At 55.1% G+C, this 17,119-nt stretch carries 27 protein-coding genes; 1 reads left to right on the top strand and 26 read right to left on the bottom strand.

Going from position 1 to position 17,119, the window contains the following annotated elements; all coding sequences use genetic code 11:
* The first annotated feature begins 140 nt into the window (after positions 1-140).
* Positions 141-2,975, top strand: a complete 2,835-nt coding sequence (gene uvrA / locus ACP7E4_RS23990; protein ID WP_020290689.1) for an excinuclease ABC subunit UvrA — start codon at positions 141-143, stop codon at positions 2,973-2,975.
* A gap of 78 nt (positions 2,976-3,053) precedes the next feature.
* Here the strand turns inward: uvrA and bfr are convergent, their stop codons facing one another.
* From bfr to rplB, 26 genes are all read right to left on the bottom strand, one after another.
* Entirely contained in the window at positions 3,054-3,518 is a 465-nt protein-coding gene (bfr, locus tag ACP7E4_RS23995) for a bacterioferritin (protein ID WP_426117999.1), read from the bottom strand.
* A gap of 156 nt (positions 3,519-3,674) precedes the next feature.
* The gene (locus ACP7E4_RS24000; protein WP_426118000.1) at positions 3,675-5,123 is read right to left on the bottom strand and encodes a catalase; all 1,449 of its coding nucleotides are present in this window, start codon (positions 5,121-5,123) and stop codon (positions 3,675-3,677) included.
* Positions 5,124-5,359: 236 nt separating this feature from the next.
* The gene (gene rplQ / locus ACP7E4_RS24005; RefSeq protein ID WP_008145500.1) at positions 5,360-5,746 is read right to left on the bottom strand and encodes a 50S ribosomal protein L17; all 387 of its coding nucleotides are present in this window, start codon (positions 5,744-5,746) and stop codon (positions 5,360-5,362) included.
* Positions 5,747-5,788: 42 nt separating this feature from the next.
* Positions 5,789-6,790 (bottom strand): DNA-directed RNA polymerase subunit alpha, encoded by a 1,002-nt coding sequence (locus tag ACP7E4_RS24010; RefSeq protein ID WP_003176403.1) that lies wholly within the window; start codon positions 6,788-6,790, stop codon positions 5,789-5,791.
* Positions 6,791-6,812: 22 nt separating this feature from the next.
* The gene (rpsD, locus tag ACP7E4_RS24015; RefSeq protein ID WP_020290692.1) at positions 6,813-7,433 is read right to left on the bottom strand and encodes a 30S ribosomal protein S4; all 621 of its coding nucleotides are present in this window, start codon (positions 7,431-7,433) and stop codon (positions 6,813-6,815) included.
* Between the two features lie 18 nt (positions 7,434-7,451).
* Complete coding sequence (gene rpsK, locus ACP7E4_RS24020; RefSeq protein ID WP_002555466.1) at positions 7,452-7,841, bottom strand: 30S ribosomal protein S11; 390 nt, start codon at positions 7,839-7,841, stop codon at positions 7,452-7,454.
* Positions 7,842-7,871: 30 nt separating this feature from the next.
* A complete protein-coding gene (gene rpsM, locus ACP7E4_RS24025; RefSeq protein WP_002555467.1) occupies positions 7,872-8,228 on the bottom strand; it encodes a 30S ribosomal protein S13 in 357 nt (118 codons plus the stop codon).
* Positions 8,229-8,356: 128 nt separating this feature from the next.
* Entirely contained in the window at positions 8,357-8,473 is a 117-nt protein-coding gene (gene rpmJ, locus ACP7E4_RS24030; protein WP_002555468.1) for a 50S ribosomal protein L36, read from the bottom strand.
* A 28-nt stretch (positions 8,474-8,501) separates the two neighbouring features.
* Positions 8,502-9,830, bottom strand: coding sequence for a preprotein translocase subunit SecY (secY, locus tag ACP7E4_RS24035; RefSeq protein ID WP_020290694.1), 1,329 nt, complete (start codon positions 9,828-9,830; stop codon positions 8,502-8,504).
* Complete coding sequence (gene rplO, locus ACP7E4_RS24040) at positions 9,831-10,265, bottom strand: 50S ribosomal protein L15 (RefSeq protein ID WP_426118001.1); 435 nt, start codon at positions 10,263-10,265, stop codon at positions 9,831-9,833.
* Positions 10,266-10,268: 3 nt separating this feature from the next.
* Positions 10,269-10,445, bottom strand: coding sequence for a 50S ribosomal protein L30 (rpmD, locus tag ACP7E4_RS24045; protein ID WP_003186033.1), 177 nt, complete (start codon positions 10,443-10,445; stop codon positions 10,269-10,271).
* Positions 10,446-10,447: 2 nt separating this feature from the next.
* Positions 10,448-10,948, bottom strand: a complete 501-nt coding sequence (rpsE, locus tag ACP7E4_RS24050) for a 30S ribosomal protein S5 (RefSeq protein WP_003186035.1) — start codon at positions 10,946-10,948, stop codon at positions 10,448-10,450.
* 3 nt (positions 10,949-10,951) lie between these two features.
* Positions 10,952-11,302 (bottom strand): 50S ribosomal protein L18, encoded by a 351-nt coding sequence (gene rplR / locus ACP7E4_RS24055; protein WP_020290696.1) that lies wholly within the window; start codon positions 11,300-11,302, stop codon positions 10,952-10,954.
* A gap of 10 nt (positions 11,303-11,312) precedes the next feature.
* Positions 11,313-11,846: a 50S ribosomal protein L6 gene (rplF, locus tag ACP7E4_RS24060; RefSeq protein WP_020290697.1), complete on the bottom strand. Its 534-nt coding sequence runs from the start codon at positions 11,844-11,846 to the stop codon at positions 11,313-11,315.
* Between the two features lie 12 nt (positions 11,847-11,858).
* Positions 11,859-12,251, bottom strand: coding sequence for a 30S ribosomal protein S8 (gene rpsH, locus ACP7E4_RS24065; protein WP_065833640.1), 393 nt, complete (start codon positions 12,249-12,251; stop codon positions 11,859-11,861).
* A 214-nt stretch (positions 12,252-12,465) separates the two neighbouring features.
* Positions 12,466-12,771 (bottom strand): 30S ribosomal protein S14, encoded by a 306-nt coding sequence (rpsN, locus tag ACP7E4_RS24070; RefSeq protein ID WP_020290699.1) that lies wholly within the window; start codon positions 12,769-12,771, stop codon positions 12,466-12,468.
* Positions 12,772-12,784: 13 nt separating this feature from the next.
* Positions 12,785-13,324 (bottom strand): 50S ribosomal protein L5, encoded by a 540-nt coding sequence (gene rplE / locus ACP7E4_RS24075; protein ID WP_065833639.1) that lies wholly within the window; start codon positions 13,322-13,324, stop codon positions 12,785-12,787.
* A 20-nt stretch (positions 13,325-13,344) separates the two neighbouring features.
* Complete coding sequence (gene rplX, locus ACP7E4_RS24080; protein ID WP_020290701.1) at positions 13,345-13,659, bottom strand: 50S ribosomal protein L24; 315 nt, start codon at positions 13,657-13,659, stop codon at positions 13,345-13,347.
* A gap of 11 nt (positions 13,660-13,670) precedes the next feature.
* Positions 13,671-14,039, bottom strand: coding sequence for a 50S ribosomal protein L14 (gene rplN, locus ACP7E4_RS24085; protein ID WP_002555479.1), 369 nt, complete (start codon positions 14,037-14,039; stop codon positions 13,671-13,673).
* Positions 14,040-14,062: 23 nt separating this feature from the next.
* Positions 14,063-14,329 carry a 30S ribosomal protein S17 gene (rpsQ, locus tag ACP7E4_RS24090; RefSeq protein ID WP_020290702.1) on the bottom strand — a complete coding sequence of 89 codons (267 nt, stop codon included), beginning with the start codon at positions 14,327-14,329 and terminating at the stop codon, positions 14,063-14,065.
* A 2-nt stretch (positions 14,330-14,331) separates the two neighbouring features.
* Entirely contained in the window at positions 14,332-14,523 is a 192-nt protein-coding gene (rpmC, locus tag ACP7E4_RS24095; protein WP_002555481.1) for a 50S ribosomal protein L29, read from the bottom strand.
* Positions 14,523-14,936: a 50S ribosomal protein L16 gene (gene rplP, locus ACP7E4_RS24100; protein ID WP_003444372.1), complete on the bottom strand. Its 414-nt coding sequence runs from the start codon at positions 14,934-14,936 to the stop codon at positions 14,523-14,525. Before rplP ends, rpmC begins: the two co-directional genes overlap by 1 nt.
* A 12-nt stretch (positions 14,937-14,948) precedes the next feature.
* Positions 14,949-15,635: a 30S ribosomal protein S3 gene (gene rpsC / locus ACP7E4_RS24105; RefSeq protein ID WP_003176422.1), complete on the bottom strand. Its 687-nt coding sequence runs from the start codon at positions 15,633-15,635 to the stop codon at positions 14,949-14,951.
* A 13-nt stretch (positions 15,636-15,648) separates the two neighbouring features.
* The gene (gene rplV, locus ACP7E4_RS24110) at positions 15,649-15,981 is read right to left on the bottom strand and encodes a 50S ribosomal protein L22 (RefSeq protein ID WP_020290703.1); all 333 of its coding nucleotides are present in this window, start codon (positions 15,979-15,981) and stop codon (positions 15,649-15,651) included.
* A gap of 13 nt (positions 15,982-15,994) precedes the next feature.
* Complete coding sequence (gene rpsS, locus ACP7E4_RS24115; RefSeq protein WP_003232420.1) at positions 15,995-16,270, bottom strand: 30S ribosomal protein S19; 276 nt, start codon at positions 16,268-16,270, stop codon at positions 15,995-15,997.
* A 16-nt stretch (positions 16,271-16,286) separates the two neighbouring features.
* On the bottom strand, positions 16,287-17,111 hold the full coding sequence (gene rplB / locus ACP7E4_RS24120; protein ID WP_020290704.1) for a 50S ribosomal protein L2: 825 nt from the start codon (positions 17,109-17,111) through the stop codon (positions 16,287-16,289).
* Between the last annotated feature and the right edge of the window lie 8 nt (positions 17,112-17,119).

The raw sequence follows: 17,119 nt of genomic DNA on the forward strand, positions 1-17,119 counted from the left end.
CCCATCGATTGACGGGGTATATCGCGACGCTTTGCCGCGCATAGATGACATGGTCTTCATGTTACGCCGCGATAGTGTGCATCCATCCAGTATTTGATCGTATACTCCCATGTTTTCGACGCCCGCCGAGCGAGGCCACTTTGGACAAGATCCTGATTCGTGGGGCCCGAACCCACAACCTGAAAAATATCGACCTTACTCTGCCACGCGACAAGCTGATCGTTATCACCGGGCTTTCCGGCTCTGGCAAATCGTCGCTGGCCTTTGACACGCTGTATGCCGAAGGGCAACGGCGCTATGTCGAATCCCTTTCCGCATACGCCCGGCAATTCCTCTCGATGATGGAAAAGCCGGACGTCGATACCATCGAAGGCCTGTCGCCGGCGATTTCCATCGAGCAGAAATCCACATCGCACAACCCGCGCTCCACCGTCGGGACCATCACCGAGATCTACGATTACCTGCGTCTGCTGTATGCGCGGGTCGGTCAGCCTCGTTGCCCGGATCACGACATTCCGCTGGAAGCGCAGACCGTCAGTCAGATGGTTGACCTGGTCATGGCGCAACCCGAAGGCAGCAAGTTGATGCTGCTGGCGCCGGTGATTCGTGAGCGCAAAGGCGAGCATCTGTCGGTCTTCGAAGAGCTGCGCGCTCAGGGTTTTGTGCGGGCCAGGGTCAACGGCCGACTGTGCGAACTCGATGAGCTGCCCAAGCTGGACAAGCAGAAGAAGCACTCCATTGATGTGGTCGTTGACCGCTTCAAGGTGCGCCCGGACCTGCAACAGCGGCTGGCAGAGTCGTTCGAGACCGCGCTCAAGCTGGCGGACGGTATCGCCTGGGTAGCACCGATGGACGACGAGCCCGGCGAAGAGATGATTTTCTCTGCACGCTTTGCTTGCCCGATCTGCGGCCACGCCATCAGCGAGCTGGAACCCAAGCTGTTCTCGTTCAACAACCCGGCTGGCGCTTGTCCGACCTGTGACGGCCTGGGCGTAAAGCAGTTCTTCGACATCAAACGCCTGGTGAATGGCGAACTGACCCTCGCGGAAGGTGCGATACGCGGCTGGGACCGACGTAACGTTTATTACTTCCAGATGCTCGGATCGCTGGCCAAACATTACGGTTTCAGCCTGGAAGTGCCATTCAAAGAGCTGCCCGCCGAACAGCAGAAAATCCTGCTCAACGGCAGCGGCTCGCAGAGTGTCGACTTCCGCTACCTGAACGACCGAGGCGACATCGTCAAACGCGCGCACCCGTTCGAAGGCATCGTGCCGAATCTGGAACGTCGTTACCGGGAAACGGAATCGGCGACAGTTCGGGAAGAACTGGCCAAGTTCCTCGGCACGCAGCCTTGCCCGGATTGTCGCGGCACGCGCTTGCGGCGCGAAGCGCGTCACGTCTGGGTCGGAGAGAAAACCCTGCCGGCAGTGACTAACATGCCGATTGGCGACGCCACCGAGTATTTCGGTGTGCTGAAACTGACTGGCCGACGCGGGGAAATCGCCGACAAGATCCTTAAGGAAATTCGCGAACGCCTGCAATTCCTGGTCAACGTCGGACTTGATTATCTGACCCTGGATCGCAGTGCCGACACCCTGTCCGGTGGCGAGGCGCAACGGATTCGTCTGGCCAGCCAGATTGGCGCGGGTCTGGTCGGCGTGATGTACATCCTCGATGAGCCGTCCATTGGCCTGCATCAGCGCGACAACGATCGTTTGCTCGGCACGCTCAAGCATTTGCGTGACATCGGCAACACCGTGATCGTGGTCGAGCACGACGAAGACGCCATTCGCCTCGCGGACTACGTGGTCGATATCGGTCCGGGTGCGGGCGTGCATGGTGGTCACATCGTGGCCGAAGGCACTCCGGCTGAAGTCATGGCCCATCCTGACTCACTGACCGGCAAGTACCTTTCCGGTCGCGTGAAGATCGCAATCCCGGCCAAGCGCACACCGCGCAACAAGAAGCTGTCGCTGACCCTCAAGGGCGCGCGGGGCAACAACTTGCGCAATGTGGATCTGGAAATCCCCATCGGCCTGCTGACCTGCGTTACCGGGGTTTCCGGTTCGGGCAAATCCACGCTGATCAACAACACGCTGTTCCCGCTCAGCGCCACCGCGCTCAATGGCGCAACCACGCTGGAAGCGGCGACCCACGACAGCATCAACGGTTTGCAGCACCTCGATAAAGTCGTGGATATCGACCAAAGCCCGATTGGCCGTACCCCGCGCTCCAACCCGGCGACGTACACCGGGCTGTTCACGCCGATTCGCGAGTTGTTCGCTGGCGTTCCGGAATCACGATCCCGTGGTTACGGGCCTGGGCGGTTCTCGTTCAACGTCAAGGGCGGCCGTTGCGAGGCGTGTCAGGGCGATGGCTTGATCAAGGTCGAAATGCACTTCCTGCCGGACATTTATGTGCCGTGCGACGTGTGCAAGAGCAAGCGCTACAACCGCGAAACCCTTGAGATCAAGTACAAGAGCAAGAACATCCACGAAGTGCTGGAAATGACCATCGAGGAAGCGCGTGTGTTCTTCGATGCCGTACCGGCGCTGGCGCGCAAGCTGCAAACGCTGATGGATGTGGGTTTGTCCTACATCAAACTCGGCCAGTCGGCGACGACCTTGTCCGGCGGTGAAGCCCAGCGGGTCAAACTGTCTCGCGAGCTTTCCAAGCGCGATACCGGCAAGACGCTGTATATCCTCGACGAGCCGACCACCGGCCTGCACTTCGCGGATATTCAGCAGCTGCTGGACGTACTGCATCGATTGCGCGATCACGGCAACACCGTGGTGGTGATCGAGCACAACCTGGATGTGATCAAGACTGCGGACTGGCTGGTCGACCTCGGGCCGGAAGGCGGCTCCAAGGGTGGGCAGATCATTGCCGTGGGTACGCCTGAGCAGGTCTCCGAGATGGAGCAATCCTACACCGGGCATTACCTCAAGCCGTTGCTGCTCCGGGATAAAGCCTGACGGCTTGACAGCAAGGCAATAAAAAGCCCCTGTCACGTTATGTGCAGGGGCTTTTTCATGCGTGACGAACGGCGCGGATCAGAACTGCGATTGCAGATAGTTTTCCAGACCGATGTGCTTGATCAGACCCAGCTGCTGTTCAAGCCAATAGGTATGGTCTTCTTCGGTGTCTGCCAACTGGATACGCAAGATATCGCGGCTGACGTAATCCTTGTGCAGCTCACAGAGCTCAATGCCTTTGCACAGCGCGGCACGCACCTTGTATTCCAGGCGAAGATCGCTGGCGAGCATCTCAGGGACCGTGGTGCCGATATCCAGGTCATCCGCACGCATACGCGGGGTGCCTTCGAGCATCAGGATGCGACGCATCAATGCGTCGGCGTGTTGGGTCTCTTCTTCCATCTCGTGATTGATACGTTCGTAGAGCTTGCTGAAGCCCCAGTCTTCGTACATCCGCGAATGGATGAAATATTGGTCACGCGCCGCCAGTTCGCCAACCAGCAACGTCTTGAGATAATCGATTACATCCGGGTGACCTTGCATCGCCCTAAATCTCCCTGCTTTAAAGTGTGGAGTTTGAACCAACTATGCGCCGAGGTCACTTGCCAAACAGCAAATAAGTGGTCAAAAGCAGCGAAAGTCGGACAACCGGATGCGAAAAACCGCCCAAATGAGGGCGGTTCTGTTTATCACTTCGAGTTAGCCCAGCTGAACACCCAATGCGTCAGCCACACCCTGGCCATAAGCTGCATCGGCTTTAAAGAAGTGCTGCAGTTGACGCTGCACCACATCATTCGAAACTCCAGCCATGGCACCGGCAATATTGCTGATCAGCAAAGCTCTCTGGTCAGCGTTCATCAGGTTGAACAACTTACCCGCCTGGCTGTAGTAATCGCCATCTTCGCGATGATCGTAACGATCAGCCGAGCCACTCAATGCCAGCGCAGGTTCTGCGTAACGAGAATCCTGCTTCGGCGCATCGGCGTAGCTGTTCGGCTCGTAGTTCGGCGCCGAACCGCCATTGCTGCCGAATGCCATGGAACCGTCACGCTGATAGCTGTGTACCGGGTTACGTGGCGCGTTGATCGGCAGTTGCTGGTGATTGGTGCCTACGCGATAGCGATGGGCATCGGCATAAGCGAACACACGACCTTGCAGCATGCGGTCCGGCGAAAGACCTACACCTGGCACCATGTTGCTCGGACCGAATGCGGCCTGCTCGACCTCAGCGAAGTAATTCTGCGGATTACGGCTGAGCTCAAGCTCGCCCACTTCGATCAGCGGATATTCTTTCTGCGACCAGGTTTTGGTCACGTCAAACGGGTTCTCGTGATGTGCCGCAGCCTGGGCTTCGGTCATCAGCTGGATGCAGACGGTCCACTTCGGGAAGTCGCCTTTCTCGATGGCGCCAAACAGATCGCGCTGGGCGTAATCAGGATCGGTACCGGCAATCCGCGCCGCGTCAGCCGGAGCCAGGTTCTTGATGCCTTGCTGAGTCTTATAGTGCCATTTGACCCAATGACGCTGGCCCGAGGCGCTGATCAGACTGTAGGTGTGGCTACCGAAGCCGTGCATGTGGCGATAGCCGTCCGGAATACCGCGATCGGAAAACAGAATGGTGACCTGGTGCAGCGCCTCAGGCGAGTGCGACCAGAAGTCCCACATCATCTGTGCGCTTTTCAGGTTGCTCTGCGGCAGACGTTTCTGGGTGTGTATGAAATCAGGAAACTTTAGCGGATCACGAATGAAGAACACCGGCGTGTTGTTGCCAACAATGTCCCAGTTGCCTTCTTCGGTATAGAACTTCAGGGCAAAACCACGCGGGTCACGCTCGGTATCAGCCGAACCACGTTCGCCACCTACGGTGGAGAAGCGCAGGAAGATTGGCGTCTGTTTGCCAACAGTGTCGAACAGTTTCGCACTGGTGTACTGGGAAATATCGCGGCTGACCGTGAAAGTACCGTGAGCGCCCGAACCTTTGGCGTGAACGCGGCGTTCTGGAATGTTTTCACGGTTGAAGTGAGCAAGCTTCTCAAGCAGATGGAAATCGTCGAGGAGCAGCGGGCCACGCGGGCCGGCAGAGCGGGAGTTCTGGTTATCGGCGACAGGCGCGCCGCTGGCGGTTGTAAGCGTTTTATTCTGGCTCATGCAATCTACTTCCTCTGTCAGTCTTTGAACTGCCGGCTAATTGGCTGGAAGGGAGTATTGATCATCCACGTTACACCTACAAATTCATTAATTTGTCGGCATCGATAGAAAATTACTAACTCACTCCCGTGCGCATCATGCAGAGAGCCAGACAGGGAAACTTGTACGAACCGTGCTTTTCTTACAGGCACAAAAAACCGGACACAAGGCCCGGTTCTTTGTTTCAGACTGACGTCTTACTCAGCGGATACAGCTTCACCGCCGGCTGGACGATCAACCAGTTCGACGTACGCCATAGGCGCGTTGTCGCCAGTGCGGAAACCGCACTTGAGGATGCGCAGGTAGCCACCCTCACGGGTTGCATAACGCTTGCCCAGATCGTTGAACAGCTTACCAACGATTGCTTTCGAACGAGTACGGTCGAAAGCCAGACGGCGGTTAGCCAGACTGTCTGTCTTGGCCAAAGTGATCAGCGGCTCAGCAACGCGGCGCAGTTCTTTGGCTTTCGGCAATGTAGTTTTGATCAGCTCGTGCTCGAACAGCGACACCGCCATGTTTTGAAACATGGCCTTACGGTGGGAGCTAGTCCGGCTCAGGTGACGACCACTTTTACGATGACGCATGGTTCATTCCTTACCAAACACAACGTTCGGTGATTACGACGATCAGGCAGTCGCCTTGTCGTCCTTCTTAAGACTTGCCGGCGGCCAGTTGTCGAGGCGCATGCCGAGGGACAGACCACGGGAGGCCAGGACGTCCTTGATCTCAGTCAAGGATTTCTTGCCAAGGTTCGGAGTCTTCAACAGTTCTACTTCGGTGCGCTGAATCAGGTCGCCGATGTAGTAAATGTTCTCCGCCTTGAGGCAGTTGGCCGAACGTACAGTCAGTTCCAAATCGTCAACCGGACGGAGCAGGATCGGATCGATCTCGTCTTCCTGTTCGATTACCACTGGTTCGCTGTCACCTTTGAGGTCGACGAACGCAGCCAACTGCTGTTGCAGAATGGTTGCAGCGCGGCGAATAGCCTCTTCAGGATCCAGAGTACCGTTGGTTTCCAGATCAATAACCAGCTTGTCCAGGTTAGTACGCTGCTCGACACGGGCGTTTTCCACCACGTATGCGATACGGCGAACCGGGCTGAACGAAGAATCGAGCTGCAAGCGACCAATGCTGCGGCTTTCGTCTTCATCGCTCTGACGCGAGTCTGCCGGTTCATAACCACGACCACGAGCTACGGTGAGCTTCATGTTCAGGGCGCCGTTAGACGCCAGGTTAGCGATTACGTGATCGGGATTAACGATCTCGACATCATGATCCAGCTGAATATCGGCAGCGGTAACCACCCCCGAACCCTTCTTCGACAAGGTCAGCGTAACTTCGTCTCGACCGTGCAGCTTGATAGCCAGACCTTTAAGGTTCAACAGGATTTCAATGACATCTTCCTGTACACCTTCGATGGCGCTGTACTCATGGAGTACACCGTCAATCTCGGCCTCGACTACTGCACAGCCGGGCATGGAGGACAACAGGATGCGGCGCAGCGCGTTGCCCAGGGTATGGCCAAAACCACGCTCGAGAGGCTCGAGGGTGATTTTAGCGCGGGTTGGACTGACAACCTGCACATCAATATGGCGGGGTGTCAGGAACTCATTTACCGAAATCTGCATGGATGCACCTATTTTCTAGCCCTTACTTGGAGTAGAGCTCGACAATCAGGCTTTCGTTGATGTCGGCGGACAGATCACTGCGAGCAGGAACGTTTTTGAAGACGCCCGACTTCTTCTCAATGTCTACTTCTACCCATTCTACGCGGCCACGTTGGGCACACAGATCGAGAGCTTGGACAATGCGCAGTTGGTTCTTAGCCTTCTCGCGGATAGCAACCACGTCACCAGCACGAACCTGGTACGAAGGAACGTTAACGGTTTTACCGTTGACGCTGACCGACTTGTGCGAAACCAATTGACGGGATTCAGCACGTGTCGAGCCGAAGCCCATGCGGTATACGACGTTATCCAGGCGGCATTCGAGCAGTTGCAGCAGATTCTCACCAGTAGCGCCTTTCTTGCCGGCAGCTTCTTTGTAGTAACCGCTGAACTGACGTTCGAGAACGCCATAGATGCGACGTACTTTTTGTTTCTCACGCAGCTGAGTACCGTAATCGGACTGGCGACCGCGGCGTTGGCCGTGGATACCTGGAGCTGCTTCGATGTTGCACTTGGATTCGATAGCGCGAACGCCGCTCTTCAAAAAGAGATCGGTGCCTTCACGACGAGCAAGTTTGCATTTTGGACCAATGTAACGAGCCATTTCTTACAGTCTCCTGGATTACACGCGGCGCTTCTTCGGCGGACGGCACCCGTTGTGCGGGATTGGCGTCACGTCGGTGATGCTGGCGATCTTATAGCCACAGCCGTTCAAAGCACGGACAGCAGACTCACGACCTGGACCTGGACCCTTGACGTTAACGTCGAGGTTCTTCAGACCATATTCCAGCGCAGCTTGACCAGCACGTTCAGCAGCTACTTGAGCAGCGAACGGGGTGGACTTACGTGAACCGCGGAAACCCGAACCGCCGGAGGTAGCCCAAGAAAGCGCGTTACCTTGACGATCGGTGATGGTGACGATTGTGTTGTTAAACGACGCGTGGATGTGGGCGATGCCATCAACCACCGTCTTTTTAACTTTTTTACGAGGACGAGCAGCAGGTTTTGCCATGACTAAATTCCTGTCGTTGCGCTGGTGCGATTACTTGCGGATCGGCTTACGCGGACCTTTGCGAGTACGCGCGTTGGTCTTGGTACGCTGACCGCGCACTGGAAGACCACGACGATGGCGCAGACCGCGATAGCAGCCCAAATCCATCAAGCGCTTGATTTTCATGTTGATTTCGCGACGCAGATCACCTTCAGTGGTGAACTTCGCCACTTCGCCACGCAGCTGTTCAATCTGCTCGTCGCTCAGATCTTTGATCTTCACCGCTGGGTTAACCCCAGTGGTTGCACAAATTTTCTGTGCAGTGGTGCGACCAACACCATAGATGTAGGTCAACGAGATAACAGTATGCTTGTTATCTGGAATGTTAACGCCTGCAATACGGGCCATTCAGTGGGACTCCAATTGACAGCTACCTACGCCCCGGAAGCCAAGAAATAGGGCGCGAGATAATATCGCTGTAATAACAAATAATCAACCCAGCAGCGCACTAGCTGCTGGGCTTAAGCAGATCACACTCAGCCTTGGCGCTGTTTGTGACGTGGTTCCGCGCTGCAAATTACTCGAACAACACCTTCGCGGCGAATAATCTTGCAGTTACGGCACAGCTTTTTCACCGATGCACGAACTTTCATCACCAACTCCTCGAACCTTATGGGTGCTTCAGCGCAGCATGCCGCTGCCGTAGCCCTTCAGGTTGGCTTTCTTCATCAGGGATTCATACTGGTGCGAAACGAGGTGCGATTGTACTTGCGACATGAAGTCCATCACAACCACTACCACGATCAGCAACGAGGTCCCGCCAAGGTAGAACGGTACGTTTGCTGCGACCACCAAAAACTGTGGAAGCAGGCACACGGCCGTCATATATAGAGCACCGAACATGGTCAAGCGGGTCAGAACGCCATCAATATAGCGCGCCGACTGCTCGCCTGGACGAATACCCGGAATAAAGGCACCGGACTTCTTCAGGTTTTCCGCTACGTCTTTCGGATTGAACATCAACGCCGTATAGAAGAAGCAGAAGAAAATAATCCCTGCACTAAACAGCAGAATATTCAACGGCTGACCAGGAGCGATCGACTGCGAGATGTCCTGCAACCAGCCCATACCTTCAGACTGACCAAACCAGGAACCCAACGAAGCCGGAAACAGCAAAATGCTGCTCGCGAAGATGGCCGGAATAACGCCAGCCATGTTCACTTTCAGCGGCAAGTGGCTTGTCTGCGCAGCGAAGACCTTACGGCCCTGCTGACGCTTGGCGTAGTGAACAGCAATACGACGCTGACCACGCTCAATGAACACCACGAAACCGATGATCGCTACTGCCAGCAACCCGATCGCAACCAGAGCGAAAATGTTGATATCACCCTGACGTGCAGACTCGAAAGACTGCCCGATAGCTCTCGGAAGACCGGCTACGATACCTGCGAAAATCAACATCGAGATACCGTTACCAACACCGCGCTCGGTAATCTGCTCGCCCAGCCACATCATGAACATCGCCCCCGCCACAAAGGTGGTGACGGCCACGAAGTGGAAGCCGATATCTGCAGAGAACGCAACGCCCTGACTGGCCAGGCCAACGGACATTCCGATAGCTTGAACCAGTGCCAGGACGACGGTGCCATAGCGGGTGTATTGACTGATCTTACGACGACCAGCCTCACCTTCCTTCTTCAACTGCTCCAGTTGCGGACTGACGGCGGTCATCAGCTGCATGATGATCGATGCCGAAATGTACGGCATGATCCCCAGTGCAAAAATGCTCATCCGTTCCAGTGCGCCACCGGAAAACATGTTGAACAAGCTAAGAATGGTCCCCTCATTCTGTCGAAACAGGTCTGCGAGTCGGTCAGGGTTAATACCTGGAACCGGGATGTGTGCGCCTATTCGGTAGACGATAATCGCCAGGAACAGAAAACGCAGACGAGCCCAGAGTTCAGACATACCGCCTTTGCCGAGCGCTGAGAGAGCACCTTGCTTAGCCATTTATTCCTCGAACTTGCCGCCAGCTGCTTCGATAGCCGCACGCGCACCTTTGGTGGCTGCGATACCTTTGATGGTGACAGCGCGAGTAACCGAACCGGACAACATGATTTTCACACGTTGTACGTTTTGGTTGATCACGTTGGCATCCTTCAGGGACTGCACAGTTACAACGTCGCCTTCCACTTTAGCCAGCTCGGACAAACGCACTTCTGCGCGGTCCATGGCCTTCAGGGAAACGAAGCCGAATTTTGGCAGACGACGATGCAACGGCTGTTGGCCGCCTTCAAAGCCCGGAGCAATTGTGCCACCGGAGCGGGAGGATTGACCTTTGTGGCCACGGCCACCGGTCTTACCCAAACCACTACCGATACCACGGCCCGGACGATGCTTTTCGCGACGGGAACCCGGCGCTGGACTCAGATCATTGAGTTTCATCGATTAACCCTCGACTCGCAGCATGTAGTAAGCCTTGTTGATCATCCCGCGATTCTCGGGAGTATCCAGCACTTCTACAGTGTGACCGATGCGACGCAGACCCAGACCTTTAACACACAATTTGTGGTTAGGAATGCGACCGGTCATGCTTTTGATCAGCGTTACTTTAACGGTAGCCATGATCAGAAGATCTCCTTGACACTTTTGCCGCGCTTGGCAGCAATAGACTCAGGAGATTGCATAGCCTTCAAACCCTTGAATGTGGCGTGAACCACGTTTACCGGGTTAGTCGAGCCATAGCACTTAGCCAATACGTTCTGAACACCAGCAACTTCCAGCACTGCGCGCATAGCGCCGCCAGCGATGATACCGGTACCTTCAGAAGCAGGCTGCATGTACACCTTCGAAGCGCCATGGGCGGACTTCATTGCGTACTGCAGAGTAGTGCCGTTCAGATCAACCTGGATCATGTTGCGGCGAGCAGCTTCCATCGCCTTCTGGATCGCAGCAGGCACTTCACGTGACTTGCCACGGCCAAAGCCAACACGCCCTTTACCATCACCAACCACGGTCAACGCGGTGAAAGTGAAGATACGGCCGCCTTTTACAGTCTTGGCAACGCGGTTAACTTGAACCAGCTTCTCGATGTAGCCTTCGTCGCGTTTTTGGTCGTTATTTGACATAACTTAGAACTCCAGCCCGCCTTCACGAGCAGCATCAGCCAGCGCCTTGACGCGGCCGTGGTACTTGAAGCCAGAACGGTCAAAAGCCACTTGCGATACACCGGCGGCTTTCGCACGCTCAGCGACCAGCTGGCCAACCTTAGTGGCCGCGTCGATGTTGCCGGTGGCACCATCACGCAGTTCTTTGTCCAAAGTCGAGGCACTTGCCAGGACTTTGCTGCCGTCGGCCGAGATGACCTGGGCATAAATGTGCTGCGAAGAGCGGTACACGCAGAGACGCACGACTTCTAGCTCGTGCATTTTCAGGCGTGCTTTCCGAGCGCGACGCAGTCGGGTAACTTTCTTGTCGGTCATTTGCTATGCCCTACTTCTTCTTGGCTTCTTTACGGCGGACGACTTCGTCTGCGTAACGCACACCTTTGCCTTTGTACGGCTCAGGACGGCGGAAGTCGCGGATCTCAGCGGCCACTTGACCAACCAACTGCTTATCGATACCTCGGATGAAGATATCGGTCTGGTTGGGAGTCTCAGCGGTGATGCCTTCCGGCAGTTCGTAATCCACTGGGTGCGAGAAGCCAAGAGCCAGGTTCAGCACTGTGCCTTTTGCTTGCGCTTTATAACCAACACCGACCAGCTGGAGCTTGCGCTCGAAGCCTTGGCTTACGCCCTGGACCATGTTGTTAACCAGTGCACGAGTGGTGCCGGCCATTGCGCGAGTTTGTTGATCGCCATTGCGAGCAGCGAAACGCAGCTCACCAGCTTCTTCAACAATTTCAACAGACGAATGGATGTTCAGATCTAGAGTGCCCTTGGCACCCTTCACCGAAAGCTGCTGGCCGACGAGTTTAACTTCGACGCCTGCTGGCAACTTAACGGGGTTCTTAGCTACGCGTGACATGCTTATCCCCCCTTAGAACACTGTGCAAAGCACTTCGCCGCCGACACCGGCAGCGCGCGCAGCACGATCCGTCATCACACCTTTGTTGGTGGAGACGATAGACACACCGAGACCGCCACGAACTTTTGGCAGATCATCGACGGACTTGTACTGACGCAAGCCTGGACGGCTGACGCGCTTCACTTCTTCGATGACTGGACGGCCTTCGAAGTACTTCAGCTCGATGGACAACAGCGGTTTGATTTCGCTGCTGATCTGATAACCCGCAATGTAACCTTCGTCCTTCAGGACTTTGGCTACAGCTACCTTCAACGTGGAAGATGGCATGCTTACGACGGGCTTTTCAGCCATCTGGGCATTACGGATACGAGTTAGCATGTCCGCTAACGGGTCCTGCATACTCATGGGCTAGACGCTCCTAATACAAAATAATTAGCCTTACGGCTACAGCTTATCGCCGAGAAACTCCGGGCAAATGAAAAACACGGGCTCAGGCGAGCCGGCAATTCTAGACGCACCCCAGAAATGAATCAAGCCCCAATAGGGGCTTGATTCAAATTCAGGCTTCATTCCGACCAAACGCGTAGGCGCCTGACCGGAACTCAGCGAGAAAGACGACTTACCAGCTGGCTTTAACCAGACCTGGAACGTCACCACGCATTGCAGCTTCACGCAGTTTGTTACGGCCAAGGCCGAACTTGCGGTAAACGCCGTGCGGACGACCAGTGATGCGGCAGCGGTTACGCATGCGCGAAGCGCTTGCGTCACGTGGCTGCTTCTGCAGAGCTACGGTAGCTTCCCAACGCGCTTCTGGACTTGCGTTCAGATCAACGATGACAGCTTTCAGCTCGGCACGCTTCTTGGCGTACTTGGCAACGGTGAGCTGACGCTTCAGCTCACGATTCTTCATGCTCTTCTTGGCCATTTTCCTACTCCAATCAGTTGCGGAACGGGAATTTGAAAGCACGCAGCAACGCGCGACCTTCTTCATCCGTCCGAGCAGTGGTGGTCAGAGTAATGTCCAGACCGCGCAGAGCATCGATCTTGTCGTAATCGATTTCCGGGAAAATGATCTGCTCTTTAACGCCCATGCTGTAGTTACCACGACCATCGAAGGACTTGGCATTCAGGCCGCGGAAGTCGCGAACCCGAGGCAGGGAGATCGACAGCAGACGATCCAGGAATTCATACATACGATCGCGACGCAGAGTAACTTTAACGCCAATCGGCCATCCTTCGCGGACTTTGAAGCCAGCGATGGATTTACGGGCGTAAGTCACAACGACTTTCTGACCGGTGATTTTTTCCAAGTCAGCTACAGCGTGCTCGATGACTTTTTTGTCGCCGATCGCTTCGCCCAGACCCATGTTCAGGGTGATCTTGGTAACGCGCGGAACTTCCATCACGTTCGAAAGCTTAAGTTCTTCCTTAAGTTTCGGAGCGATTTCCTTCCGGTAAATCTCTTTTAGTCGTGCCATGGTCTTCTACCTAGCAGTGTTCAAGCATCAACCGCTTTTTGGGTCGACTTGAAGACACGAATTTTCTTGCCGTCTTCAACTTTGAAACCAACGCGATCAGCCTTGTTGGTTGCGCCGTTGAAAATGGCGACGTTAGAAGCGTGCATTGGCGCTTCTTTCTCGACGATACCGCCTTGTACGCCCGACATCGGGTTTGGCTTGGTATGACGCTTCACCAGGTTGATCCCACCAATGACCAGACGGTCATCAGCAAGAACCTTGAGCACCTTACCGCGCTTACCTTTGTCTTTGCCGGCGATCACGATGATCTCGTCGTCACGACGAATCTTTTGCATGTCGGATCTCCTTACAGCACTTCTGGGGCGAGCGAGACGATCTTCATGAACTTCTCAGTACGAAGTTCACGGGTCACTGGCCCAAAGATACGGGTGCCAATCGGCTCTTGCTTGTTGTTCAGAAGAACAGCAGCGTTGCCGTCAAAGCGGATGATGGAGCCGTCAGCACGACGAACACCGTGGCGAGTGCGGACTACAACAGCAGTCATCACTTGGCCTTTTTTCACCTTACCGCGCGGAATTGCTTCCTTTACGGTTACTTTGATGATGTCACCGATACCAGCGTAACGACGATGGGAGCCACCCAGCACCTTGATGCACATAACGCGGCGTGCGCCGCTGTTATCGGCCACATCGAGCATGGATTGAGTCTGAATCATATAATTTCTCCGACCCCTAGTCCTTAGACTTCCACAGCGCGTTCGAGAATATCAACCAATGCCCAAGACTTGGTCTTGGCCACCGGACGAGTTTCACGAATAGTGACTTTGTCGCCGATGTGGCACTGATTGGTTTCGTCGTGCGCGTGCAGCTTAGTCGAACGCTTAACGTATTTACCGTAGATCGGGTGCTTTACGCGACGCTCGATCAAAACGGTGATGGTTTTGTCCATCTTGTCGCTGACGACACGGCCAGTCAGCGTACGGACATTTTTCTCAGCTTCAGCCATGATCACTTACCTGCCTGCTGGTTGAGCACAGTCTTCACGCGAGCGATGTCGCGCTTAACTTGCGAGAGCAGGTGAGACTGCCCCAACTGGCCAGTTGCTTTCTGCATACGCAGATTGAACTGGTCGCGCAGCAGGCCGAGCAGTTGCTCGTTCAGCTGCTGTGCTGATTTTTCACGAAGTTCATTCGCTTTCATCACATCACCGTCCGCTTAACAAAGGAGGTGGCGAGTGGCAGCTTTGCAGCAGCCAGGGCGAAAGCCTCACGCGCCAGCTCTTCAGTAACACCCTCGATTTCATACAGGACTTTGCCTGGCTGAATCTGGGCAACCCAGTACTCCACGTTACCCTTACCTTTACCCATACGAACTTCGAGGGGCTTTTTGGTTACAGGCTTGTCCGGGAATACACGGATCCAGATTTTGCCGCCACGTTTAACGTGACGGGTCAGTGCACGACGCGCTGACTCAATCTGACGAGCAGTGAGACGACCACGAGCAACAGACTTCAGCGCATATTCGCCGAAGCTGACTTTGCTACCGCGCAGTGCCAAGCCACGGTTGTGGCCTGTCATCTGTTTGCGGAACTTCGTACGCTTTGGTTGCAACATTTGGCGTACCCCTTACTTAGCAGCTTTTTTACGAGGCGCAGGTGCTTGTGGTTTCAGTTCTTCTTGGCGACCACCAATTACTTCGCCTTTGAAGATCCAAACCTTTACACCGATCACACCATAAGTGGTGTGAGCTTCGTAGTTGGCATAGTCGATGTCGGCACGCAGGGTGTGCAGTGGCACACGACCTTCGCGATACCATTCAGTACGTGCGATTTCAGCACCGCCGAGACGACCGCTCACTTGGATTTTGATGCCTTTGGCACCAATGCGCATGGCATTCTGAACAGCGCGCTTCATAGCACGACGGAACATTACGCGGCGCTCCAGCTGCTGAGCTACGCTCTGCGCAACCAGCATACCGTCGAGCTCCGGCTTGCGGATCTCTTCGATATTGATGTGCACAGGCACACCCATTTGCTTGGTCAGGTCCTGACGCAGTTTCTCAACATCTTCACCTTTCTTCCCGATAACGATACCTGGACGAGCGGTGTGGATGGTGATACGTGCTGTCTGAGCCGGACGATGGATATCGATACGGCTGACGGACGCGCTTTTTAATTTGTCTTGGAGGTACTCACGCACTTTCAGATCAGCGAACAAATAGTCCGCATAAGTCCGACCGTCTGCGTACCAGACGGAGGTGTGCTCCTTGACGATTCCCAGGCGAATGCCAATGGGATGTACTTTCTGACCCATCTCTTCGACTCCGTTACTTGTCAGCAACCTTGACAGTGATATGGCAAGACCGCTTGACGATGCGATCAGCACGGCCTTTGGCACGCGGCATGATACGCTTCAGCGAACGCCCTTCGTTGACGAAAACGGTGGCGACCTTAAGGTCATCAACGTCTGCGCCTTCGTTGTGCTCGGCGTTGGCTACGGCCGACTCCAGCACTTTCTTCAGGATCTCGGCAGCTTTCTTGTTACTGAAAGCCAACAGGTTGAGCGCTTCGCCCACCTTCTTCCCGCGGATCTGGTCGGCGACCAAGCGGGCTTTCTGGGCGGAGATTCGAGCGCCCGACAACTTAGCGGCTACTTCCATCGTTCCTTACCCCTTAACGCTTGGCTTTCTTGTCTGCCACGTGCCCACGATATGTGCGGGTACCGGCAAACTCGCCTAGTTTATGGCCGACCATGTCTTCGTTCACGAGAACTGGGACATGAAGGCGACCGTTATGCACTGCAATGGTCAGACCGACCATTTGTGGCAGGATCATCGAACGACGCGACCAGGTTTTCACCGGTTTGCGATCATTCTTTTCCGCCGCCACTTCGATCTTCTTCAGTAGGTGAAGATCAATAAAAGGACCTTTTTTCAGAGAACGTGGCACTGTCGTATCCCTCTATTTACTTGCGACGACGGACGATCATTTTGTCGGTACGCTTATTACCACGAGTCTTCGCGCCCTTAGTCGGGAAGCCCCACGGCGATACCGGATGACGACCACCAGAGGTACGACCTTCACCACCACCATGTGGGTGATCAACCGGGTTCATGGCAACACCACGAACGGTTGGGCGAACGCCACGCCAGCGTTTGGCACCAGCTTTACCCAGGGAACGCAGGCTATGCTCGGAGTTCGAGACTTCGCCCAGCGTTGCACGGCATTCCGACAGCACTTTGCGCATTTCACCGGAGCGAAGACGCAGGGTAACGTACACACCTTCACGAGCGATCAGCTGAGCCGAAGCACCAGCGGAACGAGCGATCTGAGCGCCTTTACCTGGCTTCAATTCGATGCCATGAACGGTGCTACCAACTGGAATGTTGCGCAGTTGAAGAGCGTTACCTGGTTTGATCGGCGCCAAGGCACCTGCGATCAGTTGGTCACCAGCACTAACGCCTTTAGGGGCGATGATGTAGCGACGCTCGCCATCTGCGTACAGCAGAAGGGCGATGTGAGCGGTACGGTTTGGATCGTATTCAATGCGCTCAACAGTGGCAGAGATGCCATCTTTGTCGTTGCGACGGAAGTCGACCAAACGATAATGCTGCTTATGACCACCACCGATGTGACGGGTAGTAATACGGCCATTGTTGTTACGACCACCAGTCTTCGATTTCTTCTCGAGCAGCGGTGCGTGAGGAGCGCCTTTATGCAGCTCCTGGTTGACCACCTTGACCACAAAACGGCGGCCAGGGGAAGTCGGTTTGCATTTAACGATTGCCATGATGCACC

The sequence above is a fragment of the Pseudomonas sp. DSP3-2-3 genome (genome assembly GCF_049898225.1).
GTDB lineage: Bacteria > Pseudomonadota > Gammaproteobacteria > Pseudomonadales > Pseudomonadaceae > Aquipseudomonas.